At 41.8% G+C, this 12,149-nt stretch carries 13 protein-coding genes and 1 riboswitch; of the genes, 11 read left to right on the forward strand and 2 right to left on the reverse strand.

The genetic code is table 11. The features are described from left to right. Positions 1-9: 9 nt before the first annotated feature. The 4 genes from ABT996_RS03525 to ABT996_RS03540 all read left to right on the forward strand — a co-directional run bounded on the left by ABT996_RS03525 (position 10) and on the right by ABT996_RS03540 (position 2,978). Positions 10-381 (forward strand): Asp23/Gls24 family envelope stress response protein, encoded by a 372-nt coding sequence (locus tag ABT996_RS03525; protein WP_010689639.1) that lies wholly within the window; start codon positions 10-12, stop codon positions 379-381. 11 nt (positions 382-392) lie between these two features. Then, on the forward strand, positions 393-611 hold the full coding sequence (locus ABT996_RS03530; protein ID WP_035447505.1) for a CsbD family protein: 219 nt from the start codon (positions 393-395) through the stop codon (positions 609-611). Positions 612-624: 13 nt separating this feature from the next. Beyond that, positions 625-879, forward strand: coding sequence for a GlsB/YeaQ/YmgE family stress response membrane protein (locus tag ABT996_RS03535; protein ID WP_029507343.1), 255 nt, complete (start codon positions 625-627; stop codon positions 877-879). A gap of 110 nt (positions 880-989) precedes the next feature. Then, positions 990-2,978 carry an ABC transporter ATP-binding protein/permease gene (locus ABT996_RS03540; protein ID WP_035447503.1) on the forward strand — a complete coding sequence of 663 codons (1,989 nt, stop codon included), beginning with the start codon at positions 990-992 and terminating at the stop codon, positions 2,976-2,978. Positions 2,979-3,041: 63 nt separating this feature from the next. On the opposite strand, the gene ABT996_RS03545 is transcribed toward ABT996_RS03540, so the two are convergent. Then, positions 3,042-3,455, reverse strand: coding sequence for a DUF1810 domain-containing protein (locus tag ABT996_RS03545; protein ID WP_010689554.1), 414 nt, complete (start codon positions 3,453-3,455; stop codon positions 3,042-3,044). Beyond that, a complete protein-coding gene (locus ABT996_RS03550; RefSeq protein ID WP_035447499.1) occupies positions 3,455-4,363 on the reverse strand; it encodes a LysR family transcriptional regulator in 909 nt (302 codons plus the stop codon). The genes ABT996_RS03545 and ABT996_RS03550 overlap by 1 nt, the downstream gene beginning before the upstream one ends. 140 nt (positions 4,364-4,503) lie before the next feature. Here ABT996_RS03550 and ABT996_RS03555 point away from each other — a divergent pair, with 140 nt between their 5' ends. The 7 genes from ABT996_RS03555 to ABT996_RS03585 all read left to right on the forward strand — a co-directional run bounded on the left by ABT996_RS03555 (position 4,504) and on the right by ABT996_RS03585 (position 11,985). Next, positions 4,504-6,123 carry a malolactic enzyme gene (locus ABT996_RS03555; protein ID WP_035447498.1) on the forward strand — a complete coding sequence of 540 codons (1,620 nt, stop codon included), beginning with the start codon at positions 4,504-4,506 and terminating at the stop codon, positions 6,121-6,123. A 62-nt stretch (positions 6,124-6,185) separates the two neighbouring features. Continuing rightward, positions 6,186-7,154 (forward strand): AEC family transporter, encoded by a 969-nt coding sequence (locus tag ABT996_RS03560; RefSeq protein ID WP_010689546.1) that lies wholly within the window; start codon positions 6,186-6,188, stop codon positions 7,152-7,154. 187 nt (positions 7,155-7,341) lie between these two features. Then, on the forward strand, positions 7,342-7,929 hold the full coding sequence (locus tag ABT996_RS03565; RefSeq protein ID WP_010689545.1) for an ECF transporter S component: 588 nt from the start codon (positions 7,342-7,344) through the stop codon (positions 7,927-7,929). A 30-nt stretch (positions 7,930-7,959) separates the two neighbouring features. Then, positions 7,960-8,559 (forward strand): glycoside hydrolase family 73 protein, encoded by a 600-nt coding sequence (locus tag ABT996_RS03570; protein WP_035447496.1) that lies wholly within the window; start codon positions 7,960-7,962, stop codon positions 8,557-8,559. Between the two features lie 63 nt (positions 8,560-8,622). Then, positions 8,623-8,721, forward strand: a riboswitch (purine riboswitch). A 57-nt stretch (positions 8,722-8,778) separates the two neighbouring features. Then, positions 8,779-9,354: a xanthine phosphoribosyltransferase gene (locus ABT996_RS03575; RefSeq protein WP_035447628.1), complete on the forward strand. Its 576-nt coding sequence runs from the start codon at positions 8,779-8,781 to the stop codon at positions 9,352-9,354. Between the two features lie 4 nt (positions 9,355-9,358). Continuing rightward, on the forward strand, positions 9,359-10,651 hold the full coding sequence (locus ABT996_RS03580; RefSeq protein ID WP_035447493.1) for a nucleobase:cation symporter-2 family protein: 1,293 nt from the start codon (positions 9,359-9,361) through the stop codon (positions 10,649-10,651). Positions 10,652-10,827: 176 nt separating this feature from the next. Then, positions 10,828-11,985 carry an ATP-grasp domain-containing protein gene (locus ABT996_RS03585; protein ID WP_035447490.1) on the forward strand — a complete coding sequence of 386 codons (1,158 nt, stop codon included), beginning with the start codon at positions 10,828-10,830 and terminating at the stop codon, positions 11,983-11,985. Positions 11,986-12,149 lie beyond the last annotated feature (164 nt).

The raw sequence follows: 12,149 nt of genomic DNA on the forward strand, positions 1-12,149 counted from the left end.
GTAAGCGATATGGAGAAAGAAAAGTTAGAACAGAAATTGACCTTTGATGATCAGGTGATCGAAAAAATTGCCGGGATCACAGCAAATCAAGTTCCCGGGATCATTTCACTTGATGGCAACATGTTCAGTGAATTTACCGATAAACTGACCCAAGGGACCGATAAGACCAAGGGGATCGAAGCTGAAGTCGGTGAAAAGCAAGTGGCGATCAAAATGGATGCCACGATCGAATATGGTAAAAGTGCCGAGACGATCTTTGAAGAGGTCTCAAGCAGAGTCCAAAAAGCTTTACGCGAGATGACAGGGCTAAATTTAGTGAAATTTGAAATGCATATCAACGACGTAAAAACTAAAGAAGAATTGCAACAAGATAATAAGTAGGAGGACCAAAAATGAGTGAAGAAAAATTAAAAGGCTTAAAAGACGAGGCAGTAGGTAAGGTCAAAGAGACTGAAGGAAAATTGACCGATGACAAGGTGCGCGAAACGCAAGGTAAAGCACAAGGATTGTTGGGTAAAGCGCGTGAAAAAGCAGCTGATCTGAAAGAAGATATCGAACAGGGTGCTGAAAAACTAAAAGAAAAATTTGAAAAAGACGATAAAAATAAATAAGGAAGTGATTTAAATGTTACATTGGCTTTGGGTATTGATCGTTGGTGCGATCATTGGTGCAATTGCAGGTGCCTTGACGAAAAATGGTGGTTCGATGGGCTGGATCAGTAATATTTTAGCTGGTCTGATCGGTTCATCATTAGGTGAAGCTTTACTAGGTGCTTGGGGACCACAGGTTGCGGGGATGGCGATCATTCCTTCGATCATCGGTGCGGTGATCTTGGTACTTATTGTGTCGGCTATCTTTAGTAGAAGAGCACATGCATAGTTAAAACGGCTTAGACTAGGGGCAATTGTCACTAGTCTTTTTTTGTAGACGGTTCAATTATTAAATATTAAAATTATGGTGAGGGGGAAGATACAGAGAGGATGGGCAGGATGGATATCTTAAAATTAAAAAATGTCGTTAAAATTTATAAAATGGCTGGAGGTGGCACCTTTGAGGCGTTGAAAAATATCAATGCGACCTTTTCAGCCGGTGAGTTAGTCTCGATCGTCGGTGAATCGGGGAGTGGAAAATCCACGTTGATGAATTTGATCGGTGGCTTGGATTCTGACTTTGAGGGTGAAATCAGTTATCGCGGTAAAAATTTGCGCGATTACACTGCACAAGAACTAGCTGATTACCATAAGAAAAGCATCGGGTTTATCTTTCAAAACTTTAATTTGATCCCCCATTTGAATTTGATCGATAATGTTGCCTTAGCGATGACGTTATCTAATGTCGATAAGGAGACGCGGGTCAAACGCGCTAAGGAACTGTTAGAAAAGGTTGGTTTAAAAGATCATCTCTATAAAAAGCCAGATCAGATCTCTGGCGGCCAAAAGCAACGCGTTGCGATCGCCCGGGCTTTGATCAATGATCCCGATGTTATCATTGCTGATGAACCTACGGGGGCTTTAGATGCTGAAACGACAGACAATGTTTTGGCTTTGATCAAAGAGATCGCGCAAAGTGGTAAGTTAGTTTTGATGGTGACTCACTCAGATCGTGTAGCTGCCCATTGTACACGGGTCTTGCGGATCGATAATGGAGAACTGGTTTCAGATGAAGTGACGGGTAAGTTAGAGCCCTTAGCGACGAGAACAGAACATGACGCTATCGAAGTCAAAAATATGAGCTTGTTCAATGCGATCAGATTAGCCTTTCTCAATATGAAAGCCAAATTGGGCCGTAATACTTTAGTTGCCTTTGGGACTAGTATCGGGATCATGGCAGTTGTTTTGATGTTATCGATCGGGCGGGGCGTAACTACTTATATTAAAGATACGATGAATAGTTACACCAATCCTAATGTGACAGAAGTCCATCGCCAAAGCATGATGCCTGATCCTGATAAGCAACCGGATATGGACGATCATGCAGAGATCAGTCGGATGCAACAAAACAATATGGCAGCTTTGACGGGCTCGGGAACAGATAATGATTTTACGACAAAAGATATCACAAAACTTAAAACTATCAAACATGTCGATCGTCTGGAAAAGGGCTATTCGACGCTTTCGTTAGGCACAAACAGTGTTAGTTATGGTGATAAAAATGCTACGATCATGACGTTACAAACGATGTCGAGCAATATCACCAAGTCAAGTATCGTTTCAGGTAAAGCCCCTGGAAAAGATGAGGTATTACTTGATAAGGGAACGGCAGATCTCTTGGCCAAGAATATTGTTGGTAAAGAAGTAACGTTCAAGCTAACGATCGATGGTAAGCAAGTCGAGCAAAAATTAAAGGTCAGCGGGACATATGAACAGCAGGGGTCTAACTTCAGCACTGCAATCGTCCGTTATAGCGATCTAAAAGATATTTTTGCTCAAAATGGACAGACGTTGAAGCCTAATGTTGTCTATCTCTATACTAAGGATAAAGACAATACCGAAAAGATCAAAGATGAGGTCAAAAAGCTTGGTTTCAGTGGCTCGATGCAAGAAACGATGACTGAGATGTTTACTAAGATGATGGATGTCATCAGCTATGTCTTAGCCGCGATCGCCGCCGTTTCGTTAGTGGTCTCAGCGATCATGATCTTAGTAGTCTTGAATATCTCGGTGGTTGAACGCACTAAAGAGATCGGAGTCTTGAAAGCCTTAGGTGCTAGAAGAAAAGACATTCGCCGGATCTTTGTTTCAGAAGCTTTCTTGATCGGTCTCAGCTCAGGAATACTGGGAGTCGTGTTGACTTGGATCTTACAAGTTTTAGTCAACCATTTTACGGTAGCGCAGTTTGAGGTGCCAGTAGTGATGATGACGACTAACTATATTTTGACAGGGATCGTGATCAGTGTAGTCATCAGCATGTTAGCGGGACTTTTGCCAGCCGATCGCGCTTCAAAATTAGACCCAGTTGAAGCTTTGCGAAAAGAATAGTATATAAGGCCCTCACCACGTGGCATCGTGGTGAGGGCCTTGTTGTTATGTTAGTTTTGTTTGTTACATATTTTTTAGTAATAAAAGGGTCTTTTGATCATGTTCACCGTGAAAAAATTTATCCAGTACAGCTTGAAAAATGGGGTCGTTACTGGCTTTAAAAAAGAGTGTCATTGACGACTTGAGCTTTAGATCATCGGGAAAACCAAAGATCGTTTTAGCGTTATTGGTCGGAACTTGTAACAGAACTTCACACAATTGACGTAAATTGTTGCCTAAATATGGATCGGCCAAGAAGGCTTGGGCTTCATTGAGATCAGCTATCCCGTATAAGTGAGCGGTCTGACTTTTGCCTAAGCCACGTAATTGGGGAAACATGAACCACATCCAGTGGGAACGTTTCTTTTGTGCTTTGAGTTCGGTCATAGCTAGTTTGAAATATTGTTGTTGCGGAGCGGTAAATCTTGCTAAAGTCATTATTCATTTTCCTTTCCGATAGGGGAGTTATAGACCGTGTCGTGCAAGATATCTAGCAACTGTTTTTTAGCTGGTGTCATTACTTGAGTCGCACGTGTGACGATCGAGAGTAAGAATTTGGGCTGTTGTTCGTCTAGGAGTTCTAGAACGGAAAAGTCATCGTTGGGGCTGATCGCAATGTCTGTCAAACAGGCGATCCCCGTGTTGCTTACGACCATGGATTTTAACACGTGGACGTAATTAGTACGGTAGATGACATCAGGTCGGAAGTGCTCTTTTTGTGCTAAGAGTTTGAGGACCTTATCATGAATGAAGCCTTCATTATGCACGATAAAGCGCTCGTCTTTTAATTCGGAAAAATAGACGGCCTTTTTTGAGGCTAGGGGATGTTGCTTGCTGACGATGATCTTAAATGACGCTTGAGCAAAAGTTTCAGCTTTTAGAGCGGGTTGGGTCAAAGGTTCAAGTGAGCCTAAGAGACAAAAATCAAGCGAGCCATCTAATAAGAGCTTAAGTAGAGTTTGTGAACCAGCTTCCCTAGTCTCGAGTTGTTCGATCAAACCAGTCGCGATCAATTTAGAAACGATATTGGGGAAAAAATAATTGCCGATGATCGGTGGTAGCCCAAAGAGTAATTTTTCTTGTTTAGCACGCAAAGCTTCTTTTTTAGCGATAGCTAACTCGTTTAAGATCACTTTTAAATGGGCATCAAATTGGTAGCCACTAGGGGTGACCAGTAATTCTTTGTGTGAGCGATCCCGGATAAAAAAGGTCGTTTCAAATTCTTCTTCGAGCCGCTTGATCGCTAATGTGACCGTTGGTTGGCTAACAGAGAATATCTGGGCAACTTTGGAAAAATTTTTTTCTTTGACTAATTGGTGGAAATATTCAAAATCTCTAATATTCATCTTCAGATCCTTGATTTGACAGCTTTTTAAAAGCTCATATTAATTTTACTAATAGTGTACCACAAAGTTGACTATAAAAATCGCACCGTTTTAAAATGAGTGACATCAATTGAGATCTAGTAAAAAAGGAGCCGATAAACATGGCAGATACAATGAACATTTTAAATAATCCTTTTTTAAATAAAGGAACAGCTTTTACAGTTAAAGAACGTAAAGAACTTGGTTTGACAGGTGCTTTACCAGCTAAGGTCCAAACTTTACAAGAACAAGCAGACCAAGCTTACGGTCAATTCAAGCGCAAATCAAGCCAATTAGAACAACGCCAATTCTTGATGACGATCTTTAATACGAATCGAACACTATTCTACTATTTGATGGGACAACATATCGTAGAATTTATGCCGATCGTGTATGATCCAGTGATCGCTGAATCGATCGAACAATACAGTGAAATCTTCACGCGTCCCCAAGAAGCAGCTTTTATTTCTGTTGATGACCAAGACAGCATCGAAGAGTCCTTGCGAAATGCGGCTGACGGGCGTGACATTCGTTTGATCGTTGTAACTGATGCTGAGGGTATCCTTGGTATGGGTGATTGGGGCGTTAATGGTGTTGATATCGCAGTCGGCAAATTGATGGTCTACACAGCAGCTGCTGGTATCGATCCAGCTCAAGTTTTACCAGTTTCACTTGATGCCGGAACAAATAATGAAAAACTATTGAATGATCCTCTTTACCTTGGTAACCGCCATGCACGTGTTTATGGTGAAAAATACCATGCAATGGTCGACAAGTTTGTTGCTGCAGCAGAAAAACTCTTCCCTGAAAGCTTACTGCACTTTGAAGACTTTGGACGCTCGAATGCAGCGGTCATCTTGGAAAAATATCAAGATAAGATCTTGACCTTCAATGACGATATCCAAGGAACAGGTATCATTTCGCTTGCTGGTGTCTTGGGTGCGATGAATATTTCTAAAGAAAAGATCACCGATCAGATCTTCTTGACTTTCGGTGCTGGGACAGCTGGTGTCGGGATCGCCAATATGTTATTTGATGAATTGGTTCGCGAAGGCTTGAGCGAAACAGAAGCTAAAAAGCACTTCTACTTAGTCGATAAACAAGGGCTTTTATTCGAAGATACAGAAGATCTAACTCCAGGTCAAAAAGCTTTTGTGCGCAAACGTTCAGAATTTGAGAATGCTGATGAGTTAACGAACTTAGAAGCTGTCGTTAAAGCAGTTCATCCAACTGTTATGATCGGGACCTCGACACAACCAGGTACATTCACGGAAAGTATCGTTAAGGAAATGGCAGCTCACACGAAACGTCCAGTGATCTTCCCATTGTCTAACCCAACACGTTTGGCTGAAGCTAAAGCAGAAGATCTTTTGAAATGGACAGATGGTCGTGCTTTAGTTGCAACAGGTATCCCAGCTGGTGATATCGAATATAACGGTGTAACTTACAATATCGGTCAAGCAAACAATGCTTTGGTCTACCCAGGTGTTGGTTTTGGTGCGATCGCGGCTAAAGCTAAGATCTTAAACGAAAAGATGTTGGCCGATGCAGCCCACGCTTTAGGTGGTATCGTTGATCCAGATCAACCAGGTGCTGCAGTGTTACCACCAGTTTCTAAGTTACAAGAATTCTCACAAACAGTTGCTCAAGTCGTAGCACAATCAGCGATCGATCAAGGCCTTGCTGGCGTGACAGACGCTAAGAAGGCAGTGGCTGATATGAAGTGGGAACCTAAATATTAATAAATTGATAAAAGGCCACTTGTTGGTCTTTTATCTTTGGTAGAAGAAAAAGGAGAATTATTATGGCAGTTTTTTTAACTTCCGTCTCAAGTGTGCTTGTGATCGTATTGATCATGGCACTTGGTTATATTTTACGTAAAACAGGTTGGTTTGCCGATTCATTTGGTGGCAATATCGCATCTTTGATCACTAAGATCGCTTTACCAGCTTCGATCTTTATGGGTGTGATGGATCACTTGACTCGGGAAAGCCTCTTAGGTTTAGGAAAAGGTATTATTTTCCCAGCCTTAGGTGTGATCATTGGTTATGTGATCGCTTGGTCAGCAGTTAAAGTCTTAAAGATCAAGCCGGGTCGTCGGGGGATCTTCATGAATGCGGTCGTTAACGCAAATACGATCTTTATCGGGATGCCTTTGAACAATGCGCTTTTTGGTGAAAAGGCGATGAGTTATTTCTTGATCTATTACATCATCAATACCGTTTCAACTTGGGCTTTTGGGGTCTACTTGATCTCAAATGATGATCCAACGGTCGATAAGAGTCAAAAGAAAGCTCATAAGATCAATTGGAAAAAAGTTCTACCAATGCCACTCGTTGGTTTTATCGTAGCGATCGTGTGGTTGCTATTAGGGATCCCAGTACCAAGTTTTATGGGACAAACCTTGTCTTATGTCGGTGCTTTGGTGACACCATTGTCCTTGATCTATATCGGGATCGTGTTATGTGATGCAGGTTTGAACAATTTCCGGTTCGAACGCGATTCGATTTTGGCATTATTAGGTCGTTTTGTGTTATCACCAGTCGTGTTGATCTTGTTGATCAAAGCAGGTGCAAGTTTTGGGGTCGACTTACCGACATTGATGCGTCAAACATTAGTTGTTCAATCAGCAACTCCAATGTTAGCCGTCTTACCTATTTTGGCAAAGGAAGCTCATGGGGATGTTAAATATGCGACTGATGTGGTCGTGATGAGTACTGTTTTATTTGTAGTCGTAGTACCGATCTTGATGGCGATCTTACAATTTATTTAGTGTAATATAAAGTCAGTTTTAGTGCTGTAAGCATTAGAACTGACTTTTTTAAATTTTTGGAAAATTCCTTGCATCATAGCCAAATTTGACTAAAATAAACTTACAAGTGATCAGCGAACTTTTCTTTTGTAATATTTAACGCAGGATAATATAATCTATAAGAAGATCATAAAAAAGGAAGTTTAATTTGAAACAACGAAAAAAAACGCAACGGATCGCCTTTTTAGCGCTATTTACAGCGATCATTATCATCCAAAATTTTATCCCATTTCTGGGTTATATTCCACTTGGCCCCCTTAATTTAACGATCATCCATATCACTGTGATCGTGGCTGCACTCGTTTTAGGACCTAAAGATGGTGCGATCGTCGGTGGAGTCTGGGGCACGATCACCTTTATTCGCGCCTTTGTTTGGCCGACGAGTCCCTTGGCAACGATCGTCTTTACGAATCCACTGGTCTCTGTTTTACCTCGGATCTTGATCGGGGTCGTGGCAGGCTATACATTTATGTGGTTATCTAAACGCTTATCCTCAAAGATCTTAGCTGCAGGTATCGCAGCCGTTTTAGGGTCATTGACTAATACATTGTTAGTTTTAGGCCAGATCTATCTCTTTTATCAAGGGCAAGCACCAGCCATGTATGCCTTGGATGTAGCAGCCTTGTTACCATATCTATTGGGGGTCGTGGCAACAAATGGGTTACCAGAAGCGGCTTTGGCAGCGATCATTGCCCCCAGTGTTTCGCTTTCTTTACTGAGAAAATTAAAAGCGTAGGTTCTTGATTTTTAAGAAAGGCGGTATTTTGTGGCACGTCGAAAAAAGAAAAATTACTCACAGTTACTTTTTTTAGGTTTTATAGTGCTACTAGCGGTAACATTTCTTACGGGCATGGCAGATAAATATTTTGCTACTAGTGAGACACCGCAAGCGACAACTTCAAATGATGAACAAGCTAAACAAAATTTTATCAAGCAACTTGCTCCGATCGCGCAAGCCGAACAGCGCCAGTATGGTGTTTTAGCAAGTATCACCTTAGCTCAAGCAGCCTTAGAGTCTGATGGGGGCAAAAGTGAACTTTCTGCTAAGTACAATAACTTATTTGGGATCAAAAATCCGAACGGGTCTTTGATGACAACGCAAGAATATGTCGATGGCCAATGGACTACGATCAAGGATACTTTTGCAGTCTATGGCAGTTGGGAAGATTCGGTCAAGGCGCATACACAACTTTTTGTTGATGGAACGGACTGGAATACCGATCATTATGGGCCAGTACTGCAAGCCAAAAATTATGAACAAGCAGCGTGGGCTTTACCAAATCAAGGCTACGCGACTGATCCTAATTATGCCGAAAAGTTGATTGCCTTGATCAAACAGTATAATTTAAATCAATACGATTTATGATACATTTCAGATATTTTGGTGTAAAAGCCGAATATTTGAGCTTGAAAACGAAAAATAGTTATGCTATTCTAGCTACAGGTTACTTATATAATGCCATAATCTGGTTGGCGAGTTTCTACCCAAGACCGTAAATCTTGGACTATGAGTAAAAAAACGTTAGGAGACCAGACTTTTGTTTTTGCCAAAGTCTGGTCTTTATTATTTTTAGGGGGCTATAGCTTGAAAGTATTAGAAGAACGCATCAAACAAGATGGTGTTGTTTTACCGGGAAACGTATTAAAGGTCAATCAATTCTTGAACCATCAGATCGACCCACAGTTGATGTATGAGATCGGCCAAGAATTTGAGCGTTTATTCAAAGATGAGGCTGTGACAAAGATCTTGACGGTCGAAGCTTCAGGGATCGCACCAGCTATCATGGCTGGACTCGTGATGGATGTTCCAGTGGTCTTTGCGCGCAAGAAAAAGCCATCGACCTTGGATAGTGATGTCTATGCGGCTGAGGTCTACTCATATACTAAAAAGGTGACCAATACGATCTCAGTTGACCAAAAATTTTTATCGGAAACTGACCGCGTGTTAGTGATCGATGATTTCTTGGCTAACGGGCAGGCAGTCTTGGGCTTACTTGAGATCTGTCGCCAAGCTAGTGCCCATATCGTTGGAGCAGGGGTAGTTGTTGAAAAATCGTTCCAAGATGGGGCTAAATTGATCAAAGAGCGCGGGGTAAGATTGGAATCACTTGCGCGGATCGCTTCTTTTGAAGACGATAAAGTGCACTTTGTGGGGGAATAACACGATGAAAAAAGCAAATAACAGTCAGGCGGCTTTACTAGGTTTACAGCATTTATTAGCGATGTATTCTGGAGCGGTGGCCGTTCCCTTATTGATCGGGACAGCCTTGAATTTTAACACCGAACAGATGACTTACCTGGTTTCGATCGACATTTTTATGTGTGGGTTAGCTACTTTACTTCAGCTTATGCGCAATCGTTATTTTGGGATCGGCCTGCCCGTTGTTTTAGGGTGTGCGATCCAAGCTGTCGAACCGTTAAAGATGATCGGAAGCCAATTTACGATCCAGACGATGTATGGGGCGATCATTGTGGCGGGGATCTTTGTTTGTCTAGTCTCGGGCCAGTTTTCGAAGGTCAAACGCCTCTTTCCACCTGTGGTCACAGGGACGTTGATCACTGTTATCGGTCTGACATTGATCCCGATCGCGATCCAAAATATCGGTGGTGGTAATGCTAGTGCTAAAGATTTTGGTTCACTTACCAATATCACTTTGGGCTTTTTGACGGTGATCTTGATTTTAGCGATCCAAGTCTTTGCAAAGGGCTTTTTGAGTTCAATCGCAGTCTTACTGGGATTAGTGATCGGGAGTTTAGTAGCTGCAGCGCTGGGGCTAGTTTCCTTGGCGCCATTACATGAAGCACCGTGGTTCCACGTACCACAGCCTTTTTACTTTGGGATGCCTCACTTTGAATGGTCATCTTCAGTTACGATGATCATCATCGCTTTGGTTTCCATGGTCGAATCGACGGGTGTTTATTTTGCTTTGGGGGATATTTTGAATAAAAAGATCACCGAAAAAGACCTCAAACTTGGATATCGCGCTGAAGGGATGGCTGTCATTTTAGGTGGGATCTTCAATACTTTCCCATATACGACATTTTCACAAAATGTTGGCTTGCTTGAGCTTTCAGGGATCAAGACCAAGCGTCCGATCTATTGGTCAGCAGGACTTTTGATGCTGTTAGGGCTGTTGCCTAAGGCGGGGGCGTTAGCGACGATGATCCCGACACCGGTTTTAGGTGGGGCGATGCTAGTGATGTTTGCGATGATCAGTGTGCAAGGAATCAGGATCTTAGCTAATGTTGATTTTACCGACCAACGAAATATCTTAGTTGTGGCGGTTTCGATCGGTTTAGGTCTGGGCGTGTCGATCTATCCAAATATCTTCCAAAATCTACCGCGTGCAGTTCAACTATTCTTAGGTAATGGGATCGTGGTGGCAAGTTTAAGTTCAGTATTATTGAATTTGGCCTTCAAGGGTAGAGCAGGACTAGCTAAAAAAGATATCAAGTAACAAGTGCGTGTTTTAGAAGATGTAGACAAATAATGTGTGAAGCAGGTGATAGCCTACTTTTTTTGTTAGGTGGCACAAAATATATTTTTAAAAATTTACATTGTTAAAATACTGTCTTGCTGAGTAATGTGGTAAAATAGAAAGTAAGTATTAGTGATACGAGAGGTTGTGAGAGAATGGAACAAGAGATCCTTTTTCCAGGCGATACTTTAGGGATCATCGGGGGCAATCCCAACGGCATCATGTTAGCACGGGCGGCTAAGAAAATGGGCTTTACTGTGATCGTTTATTGTTCAGACGAAAGTAATCCCGTGTTAGCCGAAGCTGATGTAAAAATGGTCGGTAAGTTGAACGAAAAAACAAAGCTCCAAGATTTTGCACAGCGGTGTGACTTAGTAACTTATACCTCAGAAAACATTGATGTTGAGGCGGTCAAATTCTTGCAACGCTTCACGCGGGTCCCCCAAGGTAGTGATACGTTGGAGATCACGCAGGACCGCTTATTAGAACGGGCTTTCTTTGAACAGCTCAATATCAACGTTGCACCGTACGCTACGATCGTCAGTTTAGATGATGTTTACCAAGCAGTCAGTTCGATCGGTTATCCATGCATTTTAAAACCGATCCAAAAAGGTTTTGGTAAGTGCCGAAAACAGATCATCAAAAAACAAACCGACATTGCTAAGTGTGCGGACATAATCGATCTAGGGACCTATATTCTCGAGTCATGGATCCCGTATGAAAAGGAATTATCCCTGACTTTAGCCCGAGATAAAGACGGTAACTTGACGTATTTCCCGATCGCAGAAGATTATTATCGCGAACACCGTTTACATGCGACCTTGGCACCAGTAGCTTTAGATGGTGAAGTTGCAGCTGAGGTCAAGCGCTTGACAGCTGAGATCGTCAAAGAACTGAATTATGTTGGGGTCTTACAAGCAGAATTTTTCTTGACTAAGAGTGGTGCTTTGTATATCAAACGGATCATTCCGGCATTATATGCTTCAGGTTATGTATTTGATAAGGCAACCGACGTTTCGATGTTTGAACAACATTTGCGTGCCTTGGCACAGATCCCTTTGTCTAAACCTAACTTGGTAAAACCAACTGAGATGGTGATGATCGCGACCAAGGATACCGATGCTTTGCGGACACAATGGGTCTTAAAGGATAACTGGCATTACAATTATTTCCGTTATCCTAAATCGCTTCATCCCGTTAAAGCTGAAGGCTATGTTCTAGTGACCGCTGATTCGAGCAAACATGCCAAGGAACAAGTCGAAGCAACTGGGATCTGGGATGAGATCACAGCTGATGATGAAATAGTTGAATAGTATTTTTTAAGACGCACGGTATTTATATCGGCGTCTTTTTACATCTTGTTTGCTAAGATTTAAGTAATTTTAAAGAATAGGGCTGTAATATTTGCTATAATAGGCATTGATTGAAAATTTTAGAGGGGATTTGAAAATTTTGACAGCAAGAAACTTATTAGATG

It is taken from the genome of Ligilactobacillus sp. RTP31139st1_D10_RTP31139_211217 (assembly GCF_040226755.1).
Taxonomy (GTDB): domain Bacteria; phylum Bacillota; class Bacilli; order Lactobacillales; family Lactobacillaceae; genus Ligilactobacillus; species Ligilactobacillus animalis.